This window comes from Devosia sp. BK (genome assembly GCF_032907385.1).
Classification (GTDB): Bacteria; Pseudomonadota; Alphaproteobacteria; order Rhizobiales; family Devosiaceae; genus Devosia.
In genome coordinates, this window is record NZ_JAIMBX010000001.1 from 186740 (window position 1) to 202972 (window position 16233).

Sequence of the window (16233 nt, forward strand, 5' to 3'; positions counted from 1 at the left end):
CGTTAGACGGGCAGCATCAGGGTGGTGTTGCGCGTGAGCTTTGCGGTGAGCGGCAGGTCGGCGGAGGATTGGCCGACATGAAGGGTGAAGTCGCCGGCTTCGACCAGCCAGTGCTTGGCCTCGGTCCGGAAGAAGGCGAAGGAGCGGGCGTCGAGGGCGAGGATAACTTTTTTAGACTCGCCGGGCTCCAGGGCGATTTTGGCGAAGGCCTTGAGTTCTTTCGTGGGTCGCGGCGAGGAGGATTGCGTGTCACCGATGTAGAGTTGGACCACTGTCGAGCCCGCGCGAGCACCCGTATTCGTTACCATTACGCTAACGTTGACAGCGCCATCGGCCTCAAACCGTGACTCGTCGACAGTCAGGTCGCCGAGATCGAAGCTTGTGTAGCTCAAACCAAAGCCGAAGGGATAGAGCGGGGTCATGCCTAAGCGGTCATAGTGGCGATAGCCGACGAAGATGCCCTCTTCGTAGCGCACCTTGCCTTCAAGCCCTGGATAGACTTCGCGGTCCTGGCTGTGAGCCGGGTTATCGGCCCAGCGGACGGGGAAAGTCTGGGGCAGTCGGCCGCCGGGTTCGGCGGCGCCGGTCAGAACATCGGCGATGGCGTTCCCGGCTTCCTGGCCGGGGTACCAGGCTTGGAGGACCGCTTCGACCTGATCGATCCAGGGCATTTCGACGGGGCCGCCGGTCTGGAGGATGACGACGGTTTTGGGGTTGGCCTTGGCGATGGCGGCGACGAGGTCGTTCTGGCGGCCTGGGAGTTCGATGCCGTCGAGGTCGCTGCCTTCGGTGTCCCATTCGCCATTGCGGCCGATGAAGAGGAGAGCGATTTCGGCGTCGGCGGCGAGAGCGGCTGCGTCATCGATGGCCTCTTGGCCGAGCGGGAAGCCGATGCCGCAGGCGAAGGCGGCGAGGCCGAGCGTGGCAAAGTCCTTGGTGCCGAATTCGATGGTGATGTCGTAGGTGCGGCCCGCTTCCATATCGACGCTGCCGACGACTTCATCGCAGCCTTCTTCGAAGAAGGTGCGGCCCTTGGTCCAATTGGTCCAGGCATCGGCGACGAGCTTGCCATCGACATAGACCTTCGTGAAGCCGGCCGAATAGATGCCGATACGATGGGTGCCGGTGTTTTCGGCGGTGTAGCTGCCGGTTACGCGGGCGGAGAAGTGGAGGGGATCGACCTTGCCCTCGGCAACCTGACCGATCCAGAAGGCCTGGGCGTCCTCCATAGTGCCTGTATGGACCGGGTTGCCTTCGAGCTTTTCGTTGGCGAAATAATCGACCTTGAGCGCGCCGCGCAGCAGCGGTTGGAAGCGATCATTGGTGCAGCCGGGGGCATAGCTGAGGCGAGTTTCGCCTAGCTGGGCGACGAGGCCTTCCCAAGGCGAAATGCGATAATGGGCGTTGAGCTGAGCGCTGCCGCCGCCCATGATCTGGGCGCGCTTGGCATTGGGGCCGATGACGGCGATCTTGCCATTGCCGGCGAGCGGCAGGATGCCCTTGTTCTTGAGGAGAACAGTGGCCTCGGCGCCAGCGCGGCGGATGAGGGCGCGGTGTTCGGGGCGATCATTGGCCTCTTCATTATGGGGACGATAATCGTCTAGCGAGCCGGTGCGCTGCATCAGGCGGAGCATGGCAAGGACGCGCTTGTCGAGCGTCGCTGAAGAGACAGCGCCGGAATTGACGGCGTCAATCAGCTTCTGGCCACGATCGCGCGCGGGGCCGGGCATTTCGAGATCGAGGCCGGCATTGACGGTTTCGGCGGTCGAGTGCGAACCGAACCAATCGGACATGACGATGCCATCATATTTCCACTCGTCGCGAAGGACGGTGGTCAGCAGCCAATTGTGCTCGGATGTGAAGGTGCCGTTGAGGCGATTATAGGAGCTCATGACGCCCCAGGTGCCGGCCTTTTTCACCGCCCATTCGAAGGGGATCAGATAGATTTCGCGCAGGCTCCGCTCGTCGATCTGGCTCGACATGGTCGTGCGCTCGATCTCGCTTTCATTGCCGACGAAATGCTTGATGGTCGCGCCGATGCCCTGATCCTGGAGGCCTGTGATATAGCCCACGGCGAGTTCGGCGGAGAGGAAGGGGTCTTCCGAATAGCACTCGAAGTTGCGGCCATTGGTGACCGAGCGGTGGATATTGACCGTGGGCGCGAGCAGCATATGCGCGCCCTTGGATTTGACTTCATCGGCCAGCGCCGTGCCGATCTCGTGGGCGAGCTCGACATTCCAGGTAGCGCCGATGGCGATGCCGACCGGGAAGCTTGCCGACTTGACGCCACCGATCAGCGAACCGCCGCCGCGCGCCCCATTGGGACCATCGCTGACGCGCAGCTTGCCGATGCCGAGACGCTCGACGGAGGGCACGGACCAGAAATCCTCACCTGAAAGGAGCGAGACTTTTTCTTCGAGCGTCAGCTCGGCGAGGAGTTGCTTGATGCGGTCTTCGGTCTGGTCGGTCATGCGGGACTTCCGTCGATGAAAAGGTTGCGCGCAGAGCTTCCTTGGCACTTTCCGGCGAGAGGCGGAAGGGCGTTAGGCGCCGATCTGTTGGGAAACGAGGCCCGTGCGGGCCGAGGCGATGTGCTTGCGCATGATAAGTTCGGCAAGGTCGGCGTCGCGGTCGGCGATGGCGTCGACAATACGCTCATGTTCGGTCAAGGCGCGCTGGGCGCGGCCGGGCACGATGCGGTGCTGCATACGGTAGAGCCGGAAGAGTGTGTAATATTCGCCGCAGAGCAGATCAAAGAGATGCTGATTGCGGCCGATGCGGGCAATCATGAAGTGGAAATCGGAATTGGCCGTTGCCTGCCAATAGACCATGGCATCGTCGGTCGAGAGCATCTCGCGGTGCATTTTCAGCATGGTGCGCAGCCGATCGACTTCTCCCTCCGTGGCATGCTCGGCGGCCTGGCGCGCGGCGAGGCCCTCAAGGACTTCGCGGATGGTGAAGAGTTCGAGCGCGTTGGCAGCGGTGGGCACGACGACGCGGACGCCCTGGCGGGGAGCGCGGGTGACGAGCTTGCGCTCTTCGAGCCGGCGGATGGCTTCGCGCAGGGGGCCGCGGCTGACGCCATATTGGGCGGCGAGACGCGGCTCGCTGAGCTTGGTGCCGGCAGCAAAGGTGCCCCGGACGATGGCCTCACTCATCTGTTCGAAAAGCTGGTCGGTGAGGAGGCGGTCATCCGCCCCCTCAACCGTGTCGATCGCTTGATCCAAAACGATCTCCTCTGCCGCTCTCAGTCGAGACCGTGATCGAAGATGCCCTGGCCGGTGGGCTTCGACGGCGTCACGCTGCCCTGGGGCAAAGCCGGGATGAGGATATCCAGCGTGCCGGCGGCAAGGTTGGCAAAGCCCTTGGCGGCGTCGAGGAAGGTCTGGCGATCCGCGTCAGCCAGTTCGCCCTTGGTGAGGGTTTCGAATTTGCCGGCATAGTCGGGCCAGGTCCAGGGGTGGTTGCCATTGGGGTGGGCGTCGGCAACGCCGCGCTCGCCGGTGATGACGCGGCCATCATCGAGGGTGACGATAATCTTGCCGCCGAAAGCGCGTTTGTCCGGGTTGGGGTCAAGGTAGCGCACAGTCCAGGAGGGTTCTTCGACGGTGCGGATCTTGTGCCAGAGGGCGACAGTGGACGGCGTGCGGGCGCGCTCACGGGTGTAGGAATCCACATGGTGCCATTTGCGGTCTTCGAGGGCGACCGCGAGGATATACATGATGGAGTGATCAAGCGTTTCGCGTGATGCTTCCGGGTCCATCTTCTGCGGATCATTGGCGCCCGTGCCGATGACATTGTGCGTGTGATGGCTCGTTTCGAGGAGGATATCTCTAACCTTTGAGAGGTCGCCGATTTCCTTCGAGAGGTCGATGGCAAGATCGATCAGGGCCTGGGCCTGATATTCGGCCGAGTGGGCCTTGGTGTAGGTCTCCATGATGCCGCGCGGGCTTTCGCCGGGGGCGGGGAGGGAGACCTGATAGGCGTCGTTCTTGCCGCCAAGCATATAGGCAAGCACCGAGTCTTCGCCTTCATAGATCGGGGAGGGCGAAGCTTCGCCGCGCATCGCGCGATCGACGCATTCGATGGCGAGCTTGCCCGAGAAGCCGGGAACATAGGCCTTCCATGACGAGATTTCGCCCTTGCGCGATTGGCGGGTGGAAAAGCTCAGGTGCACGGCCTGGTTGACCGCTTGGAAGATCACTTCGGTTGGGAGGCCCAGCATGGCGCCGATGGCGGCCGTGGTCGCGGGAGCGAGATGGGCGACGTGGTCTTTCTTGTATTTGTGGAGCGAGATGGCCTTCACCAGAGCCACATGGACTTCGTAGGTGACCGCGATGCCACGGGCGAGGGCCTTGCCGTCGATGCCCAATTGGTGGGCGACGGCGATCAGCGGGGAGATGGCGTCGCCGGGGTGGGAATAGTCGGCGGCAAGGAACGTGTCGTGGAAATCGAGTTCGCGGACGGCGGTGGCATTGGCCCAAGCGGCCCATTCGGCATCGACGCGGATGCCGCTGCCGAGACCATAGAGGGTCGAGCCGCCCTTGCGCGGATGGGCGAGCGCCATGGCGCGGGCGGCAGCAACGGGGGCGCGATTGATGGCAGCGAGACCAACGCTGGCATTGTCGACGATACGGCAGGCAATCATTTCGACGACGTCGTCATCGAGCGGGCCGCAATTGGCGGCGAACTCGGCAATGTGCCAAGCGAGCTGGTCCTCGCGCTTGAGATTGGCGGCGGAGGGATGAACTTTGACGTCGTAGGTCTTCATGGTCGAGCGAGAGTCCCTGGAAGGTTTCAGGCGGTGGCGCGGAGGCGCTTGAGGAGAATGGGCAGTGCCAGAAGCAGCACGGCGAGGGTGATGAGGATGGCCGAGAGTGGCGTCGAAACCAAGACCATCGGATTGCCCTGACCGGCGGCAAGCGCGGTGCGGAGCTGGGTTTCGGCCATGGGGCCGAGGATGAGGCCGATCAGCACCGGCGCGATGGGGAAATCATAGACGCGCATGACATAGCCGGCGAGACCGACGACGAGCATGATGGTCAGGTCCACCCATGACCCGGCAAGGCCCCAGACGCCGATCATGGCGAAGACGAGAATGCCGGCATAGAGCTGTGGCCGAGGGATGCGGAGCAACTGTACCCAGATGCCGACGAGCGGCAGATTAAGCACGAGCAGCATGACATTGCCGACATAGAGCGAGGCGATGAGGCCCCAGATCAGCGCGGGGTTAGAGGTGAAGAGGAAGGGGCCGGGCTGAAGGCCGTAGTTCTGGAAGGCAGCGAGCAGCACTGCCGCGGTGGCCGAGGTGGGGAGCCCGAGCGTCAAGAGGGGTACGAGGATGCCGGCGGCGGCGGCGTTGTTGGCAGCTTCCGGGCCGGCGACGCCTTCGATAGCGCCCTTGCCGAATTCTTCCGGATATTTGGTGAGTTTGCGCTCGAGCGTATAACTCAGCATGGTCGGGATTTCCGAGCCGCTGCCGGGGAGGGCGCCCATGGGGAAGCCGATTGCGGTGCCGCGCAGCCATGGCTTCCAGGAGCGGGCAAAATCCTGCCTCGTCATCCAGAGCTGGCCCTTGATGGGGGCCATGACGCCGGGGGTCGAGCGATAGCGGCTCGCGACATAGAGGATTTCGCCGACGGCAAAAAGCGAGACGAGGACCACGGTCAGCGCAATGCCGCGGAGAAGCTGCATATTGCCGAAGGTGAGGCGGGCCTGGCCGGTCATGGTGTCGATGCCGATGACGCCGATGGCGATGCCGAGAAAGAGCGAGATGAAGCCGCGGGTGCGCGAGGTGCCCATGACGACGGCGACCGAGCAGAAGGCAAGGGCGGTGATGGCGAAATAGTCGGTGGGCTTGAAATAGAAGGCGAGTTCGGCGACGGCGGGCGCGGCGAAGGTCAGGCAGAGCGTCGCGATGGTGCCGGCAACGAAGGAGCCGATGGCGGCGGTGGCGAGGGCTGCAGCGCCGCGACCGGCGCGGGCCATCTTGTTCCCTTCGAGCGCGGTCATCATCGAGCCGGCTTCGCCGGGCGTGTTGAGGAGGATCGAGGTGGTCGAGCCGCCATACATGGCGCCATAGAGAATGCCGGCAAACATGATGAAGGCAGAGGTGGGCGCGAGGGCGGTGGTGACGGGGAGCAGCAGCGCGATGGTCAAAGCCGGGCCAATGCCGGGCAGAATGCCTATGGCGGTGCCGAGGACGGAGCCGACAAGGGCCCACATGAGATTGGTCGGCTGCAGGGCGACGCCGAAGCCTTGCAGCAGGAGTTCAAAGGTTCCCATGGCTCACACCCCGAGCGGCGGAAAGAAGCGGCCAAGCTGGAGGCCGAGCTGATGGAACAGGAACCAACTGCCGGAGGCGAGAATGGCGCCATAGACGAGGTCGAGATACCAGCGGCGCGAACCGAAGGCATTGGCGACGAGGACGAAGGAGAGGGTGGCGGTAAAGGGCATGCCGAGCGGACCCATGGTGACGATCGGCAAAGCGACGGCGACGAGAGCGGTCAGGAATGCGCGCTTGTCCATTTTGGTGGCGCCGTCGGCGTCTTCGACGTCTTGCGCCTCAAAGGTTTCGCCGCGCCAGATTTGCACCATGAGAAGCGCGCCGAGGAGCAGCAGCGCGCCGCCAGCGACGGTGACGAAAAGGCCGGGACCGACGGCGGCATAGCGGGCGCCTTGCGGCAGTCCGAAGGCGTTGTAGAGCCAGACGGCGCCCATGACCATGAGGCCAAGGCCGATCCAATAGGGTTTTGGCGTGGTGGAGGCAGCCGCGCGGCTGCCTCCGGTCGTGTTGCGCTCGTCAGTTGACAAGGCCGGCGTCCTTCAGGATCTGGCCCTGGCGCTCGGTTTCTTCGGCGATGAAGGCGCCGAATTCTTCGCCGGGCAGGAAGAAATCATCCCAGCCCTGAGCTTCGAGCACAGCCTTCCACGCATCGCTCTGGGAGAGCTTGGTGAAATTGTCGACCCACATGGCGTAATTGTCATCCGGCGCGCCGGGGGCAGCGAGGATGCCGCGCCAATTGGCGATCTCGACGTCGTAGCCGGCTTCCTTGAAGGTCGGCACATCGGGGAGATTGGGGCGCCGTTCGGCCGAGGTCACGGCGAGGAGCTTGATGCGACCCTGTTCGGCGAACTGGGCGAATTCGGACGTGCCGGAGACGCCGGCCACGAGCGTGCCATTGACGATGGCCGTCACGGTTTCGGCGCCCGAGGTCTGCGGGATGTAGTTGAGATCGGCGACAGGGATATCGCCGGCCTGCGCCAGCAAAGCGAGCGAAATGTGGTCGACGCCACCGGCAGAGCCACCGCCGAGTGCAGCGGCGCCAGGATCAGCCTTGATGCCGGCAACGAGGTCGGCGAGCGTGTTGTAGGGCGAATCTGCAGCCACCGCGATCACTAGATATTCCGCCGTCATGCGGGCAACGGGGCGGAATTCTGCGAGGTTGATCGGCGAATTGTTGAGGGCGATGGCGCCGACGGTGATGGCGCCGAAAACGGCGAGGGAATCGGGCTGGCCGCTCGAGGTGCCGAGGAATTCGGCGAGGCCGACAGTGCCGCCTGCGCCGCCCGTATTGGTGAAATTGACGCCGCCGGTATAGATGCCGGCATCGTTCATGGCCTGAAAGGCCTGGCGGCCGAGGCTATCCCAGCCGCCGCCTGGATTGGCCGGCAGCATGACATTGACCTGCGCCAATGCAGCGCCGGTGCCGAGCGCAGCCGTCATCGCCAAGACGGCGAGCGTCTTCGAAAAGTACATGTGATCCTCCCAGGCGCAGGGTCCGCTCTTTAGCGGTTCTTCGCTGCGCCAATGTGTCGACAGTTTTGACGCTTTGAACTGATCATGGATCGGTTTTTGGCGTCAAGGGAGAATGTTCTGCCGACAGAATTGAGCTTGGGATCAATTGCCGAGGCGGATGTAGGGGATGTCCTTGGCCGCTATTTCGTCGAGGCTCTCTTCGTAGCCGGCATCGGCATAGCGCATGACGCCGAGGGCGGTGTCGTTGGTGAGGGCGCGGTCGAGGCGTTCGTCGGCTTCGGGCGTACCGTCGGCGATGACGGTGACGCCGGCCGAGGTCATGTAGCCGGCATAGCCGCCGCCGCCGGAATGGACGACGACGAGATCGGCCATGGACGAGCAAAGCAGCATGGCATCGAGGAGGGGCCAATCGGCGATGGCGTCGGAGCCGTCCTTCATGCGCTCGGTCATGATATTGGGATGGGCCATGGCGCCGGCATCGAGGTGGTCGCGGCTGAAGGCGACGGGCCCGTTGAGTTCGCCCGTGGCCACCATGGTGTTGACGGCGCGGGCGAGGGCGGTGCGTTCGCCATGGCCGAGCCAGGCGATGCGGGCGGGGAGGCCTTCGAAGGGCACATATTGGCTGGCGAGGCTGATCCAGTTGGTGACGATCCGGTTGTCCGGGAACATCTCGAGGAGTTTTCGGTCGATCTTGTGAATGTCACCGGGGTCGCCGGAGAGCGCCATCCAGCGGAAGGGGCCAATGGCGCGGGCAAAGAGCGGGCGCAGATAGGCTTCGGTGAAGATCGGGATATCGAAGGCGTTGTCGACGCCGCCGGCCTGGGCATGGGTACGGATGAGATTGCCATTGTCGAAGACCTCGGCACCGGCCGCCTTGAAGCCGAGCATGGCTTCGACGTGATCGACGATGGAGGCACGACTTGCGGCCATGAGCTGGCCCTGGCCGTCGGAGCGGAGGCGCCGGACCTCTTCGAGGCTCATGCCTTTGGGGACATAGCCATAGACGAGATCGTGGGCGGCGGTCTGGTCGGTGACGATATCGGGGACAATGCCGCGGCGAAGGATTTCGGGGTAAATTTCGGCGGCATTGCCGACGAGGCCGACGGAAAGCGCGCGCTTTTCGCGTGTGGCGGTTTCGATGAGCGCGAGGGCGGTGTCGAGATCGGGGGCGATCTCCTGGAGATAGCCGATGGCCTGGCGCTTGCGGGCGCGCTCGGGATCGACATCGACGCAGAGGATGGCGGCGCCGGCCATGCGCCCGGCGAGGGGTTGTGCGCCGCCCATGCCGCCGAGGCCAGCGGTTAGGACGAAGCGGCCGGCGAGGGTACCGCCGAAGCGGTTTTCGGCGATGCGCATGAAGATTTCATAGGTGCCCTGAATGACGCCCTGGCTGCCAATATATTGCCAGGCGCCAGCGGTGAGGCCGCCCCAGCAGATGAGGCCTTTTTTCTCTAGCTCGTAGAAGACTTCGGCGCGGGCCCATTGGCCGACGAGATTGCAATTGGCCATGATGACCAAGGGCGCCTTGGCGTGGGTTTTGAGAAGGCCGATAGGTTTGCCGGATTGGATGAGGAGGGTCTGGTCCTCGTCCATGCGGAGAAGGGTTTCGACGATGGCCTTGTGGCTCGCCCAATTGCGTGCGGCCTTGCCGAGCGAGGCATAGACGATCAGCTCATCGGGGTTTTCGCCGACGGCAAGGACGTTTTCGAGCAAGCGCAGCAAGGCTTCCTGGCGCCACCCCTTGGCCCGCAACTCCGGACCGTCGGGAATGGGAAAATTGGGATGGCGGGAATTGGGGCTGGGCATGGAAGAACCTTAGGCGTTGGCGCCGTCGAGGGCATAGCGGGCAATTTCGATGCCCATCTGCTTTTCGACATAGGGGTAGACGGTTGGATCGAGCACCGAGGCGCTGAGCGGGATTTTGGATTTCGGTACGTGCAGCACGAAAATCTGCATGCCTTCGCGCAACTGGCCGACGCTGAGGGGTTCGCCCTCGGCGGAGAGGGTGGTGATGACATCGGGGAAGGTGGCGGTGCGGGCGCCATCGCGGCCATCGACGGCCATATATTCGTTCATGACGTGGAGGACGTCGCCGCTCGACAGGGTAACGGCGCCGATGTCGAAGGCGTCCTTGGTGTAGAGCACCGCTTTTTTGAGGATCGTGCCCTCGCAGAGCACGGTGCCATTGGTGGTCTTGGCGATGGTGTCGATGATGGCGGTGCCGCCCTTGGCTTGGGCGGCAATGATGGCTTCGCCGAGTTTGAGGGCAAGGGAGATGCCGCCGAGTGCGGCGTGGCGGCGGACATAGCTGGCGCGGAGTGGATTGCGGCAGGAGGCGATGAAACCGCCGGACTGGTCGGCAGCGGTGCGAAGAATGGGCGAGATTTTCGCGGTGGCGCCGCGGGTGACGAGCTCGATATAGCGGTTTTCGGCGCGATTGCCGCCGACGGCCGTCTGGATCATCTGTTCGGGCGAGCCGGCCATGCCGATCGAGCCCATGTCACCCGTGGGGTGGGCGCGGATATCGCCGACGGCGTCGACGACCTTCGTGCCGAGGACCGCGGAGGGGAGCCAGCCATTGAGCGTAGAGGACTTGCCGTTTTGGCCGATCATCAGGCCGGAGAGTTTCTCGCCGAGCGCATCCTGCAGCAGTTGGACGGCCTTGATGTAGTCGACCCCCTGCATTTCCCACGGCGTGGTGGAGGCGGGGGCGCCGATGGCGGCGGCCGTAGCGACCAAGGCGTTTTCGTCGAGTTCTTCGATGCTGACGAGTTCGGGCTTGCCGACGCTGACCGCGGCATAGCCGAGCTGGCGGCCATGATCGGCCCAGCCGCCGCCACCTGCCGCATAGACCGAGCCTCCAAGCACGGCGGCTTCGACGTCCTTTTCAGTCAATATGCGTCCCAAGCCTGGTCCCCTTTGTTCAGTTTGCGGCCGCTTGCTTCTGGCCTGTGCGGGCGGTGAGCCAGCGTTCAAGCCCGGCGAGGGCATCATAGATCAATACGGCGAGGATGCCGACGATCAAACCACCCTGGAGGACAAAGGCCGTATTGCCCGATTGGAGGCCGGCGATGATGACTTCGCCAAGGGTGCGCGCGGCAACGGTCGAGCCGATGGTGGCGGTCGCGAGGGCGATGACCGTCGAGAGGCGAATGCCGGCGAGAATGACGGGAAGGGCGAGGGGGAATTCGACGCGCATCAGGCGCTGTCGGCCGGTCATGCCGACGCCCCGGGCGGCTTCGATGACGTTGGGTGGGAGGGTGGTGAGGCCGGTCAGCGTGTTTTCGAAGATCGGCAGGAGACCATAGAGGAAGAGCGCGATCAGGGTTGGCGCGGTGCCGAAGCCGAGAATGGGGACGGCAAGCGCGAGGACGGCGACGGGCGGAAAGGTCTGGCCCACATTGGCGATGGTGCGCGAGACTGGCAGGAATTCGGCGCCGAAAGGGCGGGTGACGAGAATGGCGAGGCCGACGGCGACCACGGTCGAAAGCGCGATGGCGATGGCGACAATGGTCAGGTGGCTGATGGTGATATCGAGCAGATTGCCCTGATTGTAGATGGCCGGCTGGGTGGGGCGGGCGAACAGGGCGAAGAAGCCCTGGAAGAGGTCGGGCTGGACGAGCAACGCGACCAGCACAAAGAAGACCGCGAGCCTGATGAGGAGGCCGATTTTCATTGCGGACGCGCCGCCATACGCGCGCAGGCGGCGAGGGTGATTATGCCAATGGCTTGGCCGTCGCGGGTGACGGGCGCGGCAGTGCGGCCCGACCAGAGGAGGTCGCTATAGGCATCGCGGAGGCTGGCGTCGGCCGCGATGGGGCTGCCGGTGGCGGTGCCGGGTTCGACATGGTCGCCAACGCGGGTCAGCGAGAGGAGGCGGAAGGGTCGGTCCGAAGTGCCGATGAGGTCGGCGACGAAGGGCGTTGCCGGATTGACGATGATCTCGGCGGGTTCGGCATATTGGAGGAGCTTGCCCTTATCCATGACGGCGATGCGGTCGCCCAAGTGGATGGCTTCCTCCATGTCGTGGGTGACCAGCACGATGGTGGTGCCAAGCTTGCGCTGGATGGCGAGGAGATCTTCCTGGGCCTTGGCGCGGATGAGCGGATCGAGGGCGCCGAAGGGTTCGTCCATGAGGAGGATATTGGGGCCGGCGGCGAGGGCGCGGGCGACGCCGATGCGCTGCTGCTGGCCGCCCGAGAGTTCGTGGGGCATGCGGTGGCGGAACTGGGCGGGGTCGAGTTGGAAGAGCCCGAGCAGTTCATCGACGCGGGCTTCGATCTTCGACTTTCCCCAGCCGAGAAGTTTTGGAACTGTGGCGATGTTTTGGGCGACGGTCCAATGGGGGAAGAGGCCGTGGCCCTGGATGGCGTAGCCGATGCGGCGGCGGAGCTCATGCGCGGGCACGTCGCGGATATCTTCGCCGTCGATGCGGATGGTGCCGGCAGTCGGCTCGACGAGGCGATTGATCATGCGCATCAGCGTCGTCTTGCCCGAGCCCGAGGTGCCGACAATGACACTCATGGTGCGGGGCGGAATGGTCAGGCTGATGTGGTCGACGACCGTGGTGCCATTATAGGATTTGACGATGTCCTCGATTTCGATCATGCGCCGCGTCCCTTGATACTGATCTGTTCGACGATGGCGTCGAGAATGACGGCGGCGGCGAAGGCGAGGCCGACGGTGGGCACGGCGCCGAGGAGAACGAGGTCCATCGCGGTCTGGCCGATGCCTTGGAAAACGAAAACGCCGAAGCCGCCGCCGCCGATAAGCGCGGCGATGGTGGCGAGGCCGATATTCTGGACGAGCACGATGCGGATGCCGGTGAGAATGACCGGCAGGGCCAGCGGCAGCTCGATATTGAGGAGGCGCTGGCGATCGGTCATGCCCATGCCGCGCGCGGCATCGACTACTTGGCCATTGACGCCGAGGAGGCCAACGACGGTGTTGGAGACGATGGGCAGGAGCGAATAGGCAAAGAGCGCGATGAGGGCCGGGGCGATGCCGATGCCGGAAATGCCGATGCTGCTGGCGCCGGGGATGTTCGCGGCGACCCAGGCGAGCGGCGCGATGAGGAGGCCGAAGAGCGCGATCGAGGGAATGGTCTGGACGATGTTGAGCGTGTTGAGCACGGCGGCGCGCAGCGGTTTGACGCGATAGCAGAGAATGCCGAGGGGTATGCCGGCGAGGGTCGCGATGGCGACGGAGCCGAAGGCGAGGACGAGGTGGGTGCGGGCTTCCTGCCAGAAGGCGGGGGCGCGGCTGGCATATTCCTTGAGGAGCGAGAGATTGCTCCAGAGGCCGCTCCAGAGAATGAGCGCGACGGCGCCGAGGACGAGGGCGAGGAGCGCGACGCGCCAGACAGGGCGGAGGCGCAGCCGGGTGAGCGCGTCGGTGACCATCAGCGAAAAGGCGAGGAGCAGCAGCCAGAAACCGGCACCGGGGGCGACGCGGGCATAGTTGTTGTCGGCGGGCGTCAGATGGTTGGCTGCAGCGCCGATGGCGAAGGCGAGGACGGCGAGGGCGAGGAAGCCGGCGGCCAGTTTGAAGATGGGGCGGAAGCGGACAAGGGCTGTCGCGAGTGCGGCGACGATCGCGGCGATCAGGAGGATGGACCAGACGCCGTCCAGCGAGCCGACGATGCCCATGCCTTCGCCGGGGACAATGCGGTTGGCGCGAAAGAGGGCGAAAGGCAGGGCGAGACCGGCAAGACCAATAATGGCGACCAGCACCCCGAGTTTATCGAGGCGCGGCCAGGGCTTCTTTTCGATGTCTGCTGACGCTGCAAGACTCAAGCTGTGGGTTCCAGCTCCGGTTGTCCGGCGCGGGGCCGGGCATGAAAAAGGGCGGGCTTTCGGCCCGCCCAAAGGGCCTAGCTCAGGAAGCCGTTCTTGGTGAGATAGTCGGTCGCGACAGCAGCGGCAGGCTCGCCACCGACCTGAACGCGGCCATTGAGGTCCTGCAGGACTTCGAGGGTCAGGCCTTCAAAGACGGGCTTCAGCAGTTCGGTGATCTGCGGATATTCCTTGAGGACTTCATCGCGGATGATTGGGGCGGGCTGGTAAACCGGCTGCACGCCCTTGTCGTCTTCAAGAACCTTCAGGCCCGAGGGGGCGATGCCGCCATCGGTGCCATAGACCATGGCGGCGTTGACGCCATTGGTCTGCTGGGCGGCAGCGGCGATGGTTGCTGCGGTATCGCCACCCGAGAGAACGACGAGCTGATCAGGGGTCAGGGTGAAGCCATAGACTTCCTGGAACTTTGGCAGCGCGGCCGGGGAATTCACGAATTCCGAGGATGCGGCCAGCTTGACTTCGCCACCGCCGGCAACCCAGGCGCCGAATTCGGTGAAGGTCGTCAGGTTGTTGGGTTCGGCGATATCGTTGCGGATGGCGACGGCCCAGGTGTTGTTGGCGGGCGAGGGTGTCAGCCAGACGATCTTGTTGGCTTCAAGATCGAGCTTTGCCGCTTCGGTGTAGGCGCTTTCGGCATTGTTCCAGAGCGGATCATCAGCCTTGTCGAAGAAGAAGGCGGCATTGCCGGTATATTCGGGATAGATGTCGATTTCGCCAGCGATGATGGCTTCGCGCACGATCGGGGTGGCGCCGAGCTGGATGCGGTCTTCGACCTGGATGTCGTTGTTCTCAAGCACCTGCTTGATGATGTTGCCGAGAACGCCGCCCTCGGTGTCGATCTTGGACGAGACCACGACCTGAGCCTGGGCGGTGCCGGCCAGCACGACGAATGCGGATGCTGCAGTCAGCAGCTTGGCGGTGAGGCGCATATGTATCTCCGTTAGGGACCGGACGCTCCGGTTGTTCCTTAGCCTAGCGAGTTGCCCGGGGTAGGCGAGGCTTGGGTTTCTACAGACCCTCCCCCAACGCGAAAAACTCATCCACCTCTTCAATGGTCGAGTGAGAAATCAGTTCGCCAAGAAAATCTTCCGAGCCCAAAGATTCTTCAAGGTCTTCGACTTCCGAGGAAAGCGGGCGATCGACCGTGTAGGTTTTCGAGCAGTTTCGGACCCGCGCATAGACCATTCCGGGCACGTTGCCGGGCTGGTCGCCGGAAATGTCCATGGCTTGGGCGGCGAGCATGGCTTCGAGAGCGGCAAGGCGCTGCAGCGCCAGGATCTGCCGCTCGAAACGCTCGACGACGAGGGGCAGGAAGGCGGCTTCGTCTTCCATGCCGTCGGCAACGACCATGGAATTGGCCGAGATGGGCGCAGTCATCGAGAGGACGCGGGCGAAGAGCTCGCCGGCAAGCTTGATGGCGGGACCGAAGCCAGTGGCGACATGGCCGGGGAAAACGAGATTGACCGGCAGATCGCGGCGGCCGCCATTGCCGAGGAGGACGCAGCGATTGAAGGAATTGCGCGCGACATGGGCAAGGCCGAGCTGGGCGGCCTGGATGAAGAGGGTGACGTCGAGGGGGAGCGAGCCGCCGGAGGTGAGCACCTGGCCATTGGCGACGACCGGATTGTCATCGGTGCGGCCGGTGGCGGCAAGGAGGGTGCGGCCGGCGACGCGGAGCGCTTCGAAGCCGGTACCAAAAACCTGGCTCATCATGCGAAGGCTCAACGGGTCCTGGATCTGGGTCGCATTGGGCCAATCCCAGCCGCGGGCATTGAAATAAAGCCAGGCGCCAATGCGGCTTTCGCCCTCCGTGCCGGCATAGGCGACGGCTTTCCAGGGATCGCGCGACGCGCCGAGAGCGCCGGCGGTGGTGATGGCGGTCGCGAGCAGTACGCGAACCGAAGCTGCGGCCCGGCGCAGGGCATCGGCGGCGGCGGCATAGCCGACGGCATTGGTCGAGACCGAGGCAAGGCTATCGCGGGCGGCGAGATGGACCGGGGCGAGGCCGGCTGCGGCGAGGGCGCGATCGGCGGGCAGGCGTTCGCCGTCGAAAAACGCCTCGCCCGCGCCGGTCAGCACAGCGCCGATCTGGCCCATGAGACCGATATCGGCGCAGCCGATGGAGCCGGTGCGGCGGACGACGGGGACGACGTCGCGTTCGAGAAGATCGAGATAGGCCGAGACGAGGGATGGCGTGCAGCCGACCTTGCCGGTGAGCAGCATATTGGTGCGAATGGCCATGGCCATGCGGACGATGTGGCGCGAGAAGGGTTCGCCGGTGCCGAAATGGTGGGCGCGGACGAGGCCGATATTGAAGGCGTCCATCTCGTCCTGCGACCAGGCAATATCCTTCATGGCGCCGACGCCGGTTGTGGCGCCATAGACCGGTTGGCCCGCGGCTATCGCGTTTTCAATGGCTTGGCGCGAATGGGCGACGGCGGCCAGCGCATCTGGATCGGGCACGAGCGGGGCGCGGTGCTGCGCGATGCGCGCCAGATCGGCAAAGCTCAGCGGGCCGCCGGAAAGGCTAAGCGGGGTGCGGTCTTGACGGTGGGGGCCGGCGGGCATGAGGCCTCTGGAACTATGAGTAGCTCTCTCTGAGATAGCCTAGCCGCATTG

13 protein-coding genes are annotated in these 16233 nt (G+C 64.3%); all 13 read right to left on the reverse strand.

Features of this window, described 5'->3' with window-relative positions:
* Positions 1-2: 2 nt before the first annotated feature.
* Entirely contained in the window at positions 3-2471 is a 2469-nt protein-coding gene (locus DevBK_RS00840) for a beta-glucosidase (protein WP_317184115.1), read from the reverse strand.
* A gap of 72 nt (positions 2472-2543) precedes the next feature.
* Entirely contained in the window at positions 2544-3227 is a 684-nt protein-coding gene (locus tag DevBK_RS00845; RefSeq protein ID WP_317184116.1) for a GntR family transcriptional regulator, read from the reverse strand.
* A gap of 20 nt (positions 3228-3247) precedes the next feature.
* The gene (locus tag DevBK_RS00850; RefSeq protein ID WP_317184117.1) at positions 3248-4771 is read right to left on the reverse strand and encodes an MmgE/PrpD family protein; all 1524 of its coding nucleotides are present in this window, start codon (positions 4769-4771) and stop codon (positions 3248-3250) included.
* A 26-nt stretch (positions 4772-4797) separates the two neighbouring features.
* A complete protein-coding gene (locus tag DevBK_RS00855) occupies positions 4798-6285 on the reverse strand; it encodes a tripartite tricarboxylate transporter permease (RefSeq protein WP_317184118.1) in 1488 nt (495 codons plus the stop codon).
* A 3-nt stretch (positions 6286-6288) separates the two neighbouring features.
* Complete coding sequence (locus DevBK_RS00860; RefSeq protein WP_317184119.1) at positions 6289-6813, reverse strand: tripartite tricarboxylate transporter TctB family protein; 525 nt, start codon at positions 6811-6813, stop codon at positions 6289-6291.
* Entirely contained in the window at positions 6803-7759 is a 957-nt protein-coding gene (locus DevBK_RS00865; protein ID WP_317184120.1) for a tripartite tricarboxylate transporter substrate binding protein, read from the reverse strand. The genes DevBK_RS00860 and DevBK_RS00865 overlap by 11 nt, the downstream gene beginning before the upstream one ends.
* Before the next feature lie 141 nt (positions 7760-7900).
* The gene (locus DevBK_RS00870; RefSeq protein ID WP_317184121.1) at positions 7901-9565 is read right to left on the reverse strand and encodes a urocanate hydratase; all 1665 of its coding nucleotides are present in this window, start codon (positions 9563-9565) and stop codon (positions 7901-7903) included.
* A gap of 9 nt (positions 9566-9574) precedes the next feature.
* Positions 9575-10666 carry a DUF917 domain-containing protein gene (locus tag DevBK_RS00875; protein WP_317184122.1) on the reverse strand — a complete coding sequence of 364 codons (1092 nt, stop codon included), beginning with the start codon at positions 10664-10666 and terminating at the stop codon, positions 9575-9577.
* A gap of 16 nt (positions 10667-10682) precedes the next feature.
* Entirely contained in the window at positions 10683-11435 is a 753-nt protein-coding gene (locus DevBK_RS00880) for an ABC transporter permease (protein ID WP_317184123.1), read from the reverse strand.
* Positions 11432-12367: an ABC transporter ATP-binding protein gene (locus DevBK_RS00885; protein WP_317184124.1), complete on the reverse strand. Its 936-nt coding sequence runs from the start codon at positions 12365-12367 to the stop codon at positions 11432-11434. Before DevBK_RS00885 ends, DevBK_RS00880 begins: the two co-directional genes overlap by 4 nt.
* Positions 12364-13554: an ABC transporter permease gene (locus DevBK_RS00890; RefSeq protein WP_317184125.1), complete on the reverse strand. Its 1191-nt coding sequence runs from the start codon at positions 13552-13554 to the stop codon at positions 12364-12366. The genes DevBK_RS00885 and DevBK_RS00890 overlap by 4 nt, the downstream gene beginning before the upstream one ends.
* 77 nt (positions 13555-13631) lie before the next feature.
* Entirely contained in the window at positions 13632-14543 is a 912-nt protein-coding gene (locus DevBK_RS00895; protein WP_317184126.1) for an ABC transporter substrate-binding protein, read from the reverse strand.
* Between the two features lie 79 nt (positions 14544-14622).
* Positions 14623-16182 carry an aromatic amino acid ammonia-lyase gene (locus tag DevBK_RS00900; protein ID WP_062631401.1) on the reverse strand — a complete coding sequence of 520 codons (1560 nt, stop codon included), beginning with the start codon at positions 16180-16182 and terminating at the stop codon, positions 14623-14625.
* Positions 16183-16233: the final 51 nt, after the last annotated feature.

Bases quoted from the DNA above. Each gene is read 5' to 3' on its own strand.
- DevBK_RS00850 (WP_317184117.1), bottom strand. From the start codon at position 4,771: ATGAAGACCTACGACGTCAAAGTTCATCCCTCCGCCGCCAATCTCAAG.
- DevBK_RS00885 (WP_317184124.1), bottom strand. From the start codon at position 12,367: ATGATCGAAATCGAGGACATCGTCAAATCCTATAATGGCACCACGGTC.
- DevBK_RS00855 (WP_317184118.1), bottom strand. From the start codon at position 6,285: ATGGGAACCTTTGAACTCCTGCTGCAAGGCTTCGGCGTCGCCCTGCAG.
- DevBK_RS00895 (WP_317184126.1), bottom strand. From the start codon at position 14,543: ATGCGCCTCACCGCCAAGCTGCTGACTGCAGCATCCGCATTCGTCGTG.
- DevBK_RS00880 (WP_317184123.1), bottom strand. From the start codon at position 11,435: ATGAAAATCGGCCTCCTCATCAGGCTCGCGGTCTTCTTTGTGCTGGTC.
- DevBK_RS00865 (WP_317184120.1), bottom strand. From the start codon at position 7,759: ATGTACTTTTCGAAGACGCTCGCCGTCTTGGCGATGACGGCTGCGCTC.
- DevBK_RS00870 (WP_317184121.1), bottom strand. From the start codon at position 9,565: ATGCCCAGCCCCAATTCCCGCCATCCCAATTTTCCCATTCCCGACGGT.
- DevBK_RS00900 (WP_062631401.1), bottom strand. From the start codon at position 16,182: ATGCCCGCCGGCCCCCACCGTCAAGACCGCACCCCGCTTAGCCTTTCC.
- DevBK_RS00840 (WP_317184115.1), bottom strand. From the start codon at position 2,471: ATGACCGACCAGACCGAAGACCGCATCAAGCAACTCCTCGCCGAGCTG.